Here is a 5,394-nt window from a genome sequence, read left to right as displayed (position 1 = left end):
GCCCCGTTGACTGGGCCTGCCTCCGGGTGGGTTTGGTTGATGGATTTCTTTGACAATGATTCTGACAACTTTTGTCAGTGTCTCCTGTCAGGGGCATCTCTTTTTCCTCAGCTGGTTTTGCTGGTTGGGGTTGTTGTTTTCAACGGAGAGTTTGATCCTGGCTCAGGACGAACGCTGGCGGCGTGCTTAACACATGCAAGTCGAGCGGAAAGGCCCTTTCGGGGGTACTCGAGCGGCGAACGGGTGAGTAACACGTGAGTAATCTGCCCTTCACTTGGGGATAACTACCGGAAACGGTGGCTAATACCCGATACGACACAGGTACGCATGTGCTCTGTGTGGAAAGTTTTTTCGGTGGAGGATGTGCTCGCGGCCTATCAGCTTGTTGGTGGGGTAATGGCCTACCAAGGCTTCGACGGGTAGCCGGCCTGAGAGGGTGACCGGCCACACTGGGACTGAGACACGGCCCAGACTCCTACGGGAGGCAGCAGTGGGGAATATTGGACAATGGGCGAAAGCCTGATCCAGCAACGCCGCGTGAGGGATGACGGCCTTCGGGTTGTAAACCTCTTTCAGCGGGGACGAAGCGCCGGTAATGGTGGTGACGGTACCCGCAGAAGAAGCACCGGCCAACTACGTGCCAGCAGCCGCGGTAATACGTAGGGTGCGAGCGTTGTCCGGAATTATTGGGCGTAAAGGGCTCGTAGGCGGTTTGTCGCGTCGGGAGTGAAAACACCGGGCTTAACTCGGTGCTTGCTTTCGATACGGGCAGACTAGAGGCATGCAGGGGAGAACGGAATTCCTGGTGTAGCGGTGAAATGCGCAGATATCAGGAGGAACACCGGTGGCGAAGGCGGTTCTCTGGGCATGTCCTGACGCTGAGGAGCGAAAGTGTGGGGAGCGAACAGGATTAGATACCCTGGTAGTCCACACCGTAAACGTTGGGCGCTAGGTGTGGGGCCTATTCCATGGGTTCCGTGCCGCAGCTAACGCATTAAGCGCCCCGCCTGGGGAGTACGGCCGCAAGGCTAAAACTCAAAGGAATTGACGGGGGCCCGCACAAGCGGCGGAGCATGCGGATTAATTCGATGCAACGCGAAGAACCTTACCTGGGTTTGACATACACCGGAAAGCTGTAGAGATATGGCCCCTTTTGTCGGTGTACAGGTGGTGCATGGCTGTCGTCAGCTCGTGTCGTGAGATGTTGGGTTAAGTCCCGCAACGAGCGCAACCCTCGTCCTATGTTGCCAGCACGTTATGGTGGGGACTCATAGGAGACTGCCGGGGTCAACTCGGAGGAAGGTGGGGATGACGTCAAGTCATCATGCCCCTTATGTCCAGGGCTTCACGCATGCTACAATGGCCGGTACAAAGGGCTGCGATGCTGTAAGGCGGAGCGAATCCCAAAAAGCCGGTCTCAGTTCGGATTGGGGTCTGCAACTCGACCCCATGAAGTCGGAGTCGCTAGTAATCGCAGATCAGCAACGCTGCGGTGAATACGTTCCCGGGCCTTGTACACACCGCCCGTCACGTCACGAAAGTCGGCAACACCCGAAGCCGGTGGCCTAACCCTTGTGGAGGGAGCCGTCGAAGGTGGGGCTGGCGATTGGGACGAAGTCGTAACAAGGTAGCCGTACCGGAAGGTGCGGCTGGATCACCTCCTTTCTAAGGAGCACACACCCCGCACATCTGCCGTCCGTGCAGGTGGCATTGGTGGTGTTCACTAGTGGAATCGTCGATGAAGAGCCGTGCTTGGTGCCGGCGCTCCTCAGTACTGCTCGGCCCTCTTGGGGGTTGGGTGTGGAACCTGGAGTGTTGGGGCTGGGTGGGGAAGTGGCACACTGTTGGGCTTTGAGGGATCAGACTCCTCTTGGCCTCCTAGGACCGGATACCTCGTGTGGGTTGATGGCCGTGGTGGGCTGGTTGTTTGTGAATTGGATAGTGGACGCGAGCATCTTCCGATGCCTCTACACCAGGAGGTATCGGATTTTTGACGCCATCAGGCAATGCCCAGTGATGGCCGGTTTCAGAGCCGGTTGTGTGTGGGTTGGTGGTGTTCAGAGTCTTTGTAGTTTTTGTTGAGTGTTTGTGAGACAAGCTATGAAGGGCACATGGTGGATGCCTTGGCATCAAGAGCCGATGAAGGACGTAGGAGCCTGCGATAAGCCCTGGGGAGTTGGCAACCGAGCTGTGATCCGGGGGTGTCCGAATGGGGAAACCCAGCACGAGTCATGTCGTGTTACCCGCGCCTGAATATATAGGGCGTGTGGAGGGAACGCGGGGAAGTGAAACATCTCAGTACCCGTAGGAAGAGAAAACAATAGTGATTCCGAGAGTAGTGGCGAGCGAAATCGGAACAGGCTAAACCCGTTGCGTGTGATAGTCGGCAGACGTTGCGCAGTGGGGGTTGTGGGACCACTTGGATCCATCTGCCGGTGGGTCAGACAGTAAGAAAAACTGGTTGAAGTTGAAGTCCATTGGAAAGTGGCGCCGTAGAGGGTGATAGCCCCGTAAGTGTAAGGCCGGTTCTGTCGAGTGGTATCCCAAGTAACACGGAACCCCTGAAATTCCGTGTGAATCTGGCGGGACCACCCGTTAAGCCTAAATACTCCTTGATGACCGATAGCGGACAAGTACCGTGAGGGAAAGGTGAAAAGTACCCCTGGCGGGGAGTGAAATAGTACCTGAAACCGTGTGCCTACAATCCGTCGGAGCCCGGCTGCCCCCTTGTGGGGTGTTGGGGTGACGGCGTGCCTTTTGAAGAATGAGCCTGCGAGTTTGCGTTGTGTTGCGAGGTTAACCCGTGTGGGGGAGCCGTAGCGAAAGCGAGTCCTAATAGGGCGTTTGAGTAGCACGATCAAGACCCGAAGCGGAGTGATCTATCCATGGGCAGGTTGAAGCGCGGGTAAGACCGCGTGGAGGACCGAACCCACTTAGGTTGAAAACTGAGGGGATGACCTGTGGATAGGGGTGAAAGGCCAATCAAACTCCGTGATAGCTGGTTCTCCCCGAAATGCATTTAGGTGCAGCGTTGCGTGTTTCTTGCCGGAGGTAGAGCACTGGATAGCCGATGGGCCCTACCAGGTTACTGACGTTAGCCAAACTCCGAATGCCGGTAAGTGAGAGCGCAGCAGTGAGACTGCGGGGGATAAGCTCCGTAGTCGAGAGGGAAACAGCCCAGACCATCAGCTAAGGCCCCTAAGCGGTGACTAAGTGGAAAAGGATGTGGAGTCGCAGTGACAACCAGGAGGTTGGCTTGGAAGCAGCCACCCTTGAAAGAGTGCGTAATAGCTCACTGGTCAAGTGATTCCGCGCCGACAATGTAGCGGGGCTCAAGTCATCCGCCGAAGCTATGGCATTCAGAGAATATTCAAGCCTTCGTGGTTCAGAACTCTGGATGGGTAGGGGAGCGTCGTGTCGCGAGTGAAGCTCCGGAGTGATCCAGGGGTGGACGCGACACGAGTGAGAATGCAGGCATGAGTAGCGAATGCAATGTGAGAAACATTGCCGCCGAATGATCAAGGGTTCCAGGGTCAAGCTAATCTGCCCTGGGTAAGTCGGGACCTAAGGCGAGGCCGACAGGCGTAGTCGATGGACAACGGGTTGATATTCCCGTACCGGCAAAGTAGCGCCCATGACGAACCTGGTGATGCTAACCACCCGAAACTCATCGGACCGGACCCTTCGGGGCGAGGCTGGTGAGCGGAGCGTGGGACCCGAGCTGGTAGTAGTCAAGCGATGGGGTGACGCAGGAAGGTAGCCCAACCGTGGCGATGGTTGTCCACGGGTAAGTGCGTAGGGCAGGTGATAGGCAAATCCGTCACCTTGTGTTAGATCACGAGCCTGAGACACGATGCCGATCCGTATGGAGTAGTGGGTGATCCTATGCTGTCGAGAAAAACCTCTAGCGAGCTACGCGCCGCCCGTACCCCAAACCGACTCAGGTGATCAGGTAGAGAATACCAAGGCGATCGAGCGAACCATGGTTAAGGAACTCGGCAAAATGCCCCCGTAACTTCGGGAGAAGGGGGGCCGGATCCGTGAACACCCTAGCGGTGGGAAGCGGTGAAGGCCGCAGAGACCAGGCCCAAGCGACTGTTTACTAAAAACACAGGTCCGTGCGAAGTTGTAAGACGATGTATACGGACTGACTCCTGCCCGGTGCTGGAAGGTTAAGGGGACCGGTTAGAACGCAAGTTCGAAGCTGAGAACTTAAGCCCCAGTAAACGGCGGTGGTAACTATAACCATCCTAAGGTAGCGAAATTCCTTGTCGGGTAAGTTCCGACCTGCACGAATGGAGTAACGACTTGGGCGCTGTCTCAACCGTGGACTCGGCGAAATTGCACTACGAGTAAAGATGCTCGTTACGCGCGGCAGGACGGAAAGACCCCGGGACCTTTACTATAGTTTGGTATTGGTGTTTGGTTCGGCTTGTGTAGGATAGGTGGGAGACTGTGAAGCATTCACGCCAGTGAGTGTGGAGTCAACGTTGAAATACCACTCTGGTCGTACTAGATGTCTAACCTAGGACCATTATCTGGTTCAGGGACAGTGCCTGATGGGTAGTTTAACTGGGGCGGTTGCCTCCTAAAATGTAACGGAGGCGCTCAAAGGTTCCCTCAGCCTGGTTGGCAATCAGGTGGCGAGTGTAAGTGCACAAGGGAGCTTGACTGTGAGACAGACATGTCGAGCAGGGACGAAAGTCGGAACTAGTGATCCGGCGTCGGCATGTGGAAGCGACGTCGCTCAACGGATAAAAGGTACCCCGGGGATAACAGGCTGATCTTCCCCAAGAGTCCATATCGACGGGATGGTTTGGCACCTCGATGTCGGCTCGTCGCATCCTGGGGCTGGAGTAGGTCCCAAGGGTTGGGCTGTTCGCCCATTAAAGCGGCACGCGAGCTGGGTTTAGAACGTCGTGAGACAGTTCGGTCCCTATCCGCCGCGCGCGTAGGAAACTTGAGAAAGGCTGTCCCTAGTACGAGAGGACCGGGATGGACGAACCTCTGGTGTGCCAGTTGTCCCGCCAGGGGCACGGCTGGTTAGCTACGTTCGGAAGTGATAACCGCTGAATGCATCTAAGCGGGAAGCACGTTTCAAGATGAGGTTTCCCACCCCCTCGAGGGGGTAAGGCCCCCAGCAGAACACTGGGTTGATAGGCCGGAGGTGTACAGCAGCAATGCCCAGCCGACCGGTACTAATAGGCCGAGGGCTTGTCTTACAAACCCTCAACAAAAACCTACAAAGCAACACAGTTGCCTCGCGTCCACTATCGTTCAATAACTGAACACACAGATTTGGCATCGAAGCCACGCTTTGATGACCGCTAGAGTTACGGCGGCCATGGCGAAAGGGAAACACCCGGTCCCATCCCGAACCCGGAAGTTAAGCCT

Annotated in this window: 3 rRNA genes; all 3 read left to right on the top strand. The window is 56.2% G+C overall.

Features of this window, described 5'->3' with window-relative positions:
* The first annotated feature begins 139 nt into the window (after nucleotides 1-139).
* Nucleotides 140-1,665, top strand: a 16S ribosomal RNA gene (locus ABD875_RS22580).
* Between the two features lie 426 nt (nucleotides 1,666-2,091).
* A 23S ribosomal RNA gene (locus tag ABD875_RS22575) occupies nucleotides 2,092-5,222 on the top strand.
* Nucleotides 5,223-5,334: 112 nt separating this feature from the next.
* Nucleotides 5,335-5,394 (top strand): 5S ribosomal RNA (rrf, locus tag ABD875_RS22570); the annotation flags it as partial.

The sequence above is a fragment of the Nocardioides caricicola genome, from assembly GCF_039541135.1.
In the GTDB taxonomy this organism is placed as follows: Bacteria; Actinomycetota; Actinomycetes; order Propionibacteriales; family Nocardioidaceae; genus Nocardioides; species Nocardioides caricicola.
This window is presented reverse-complemented; position numbering and strand designations above follow the sequence as displayed.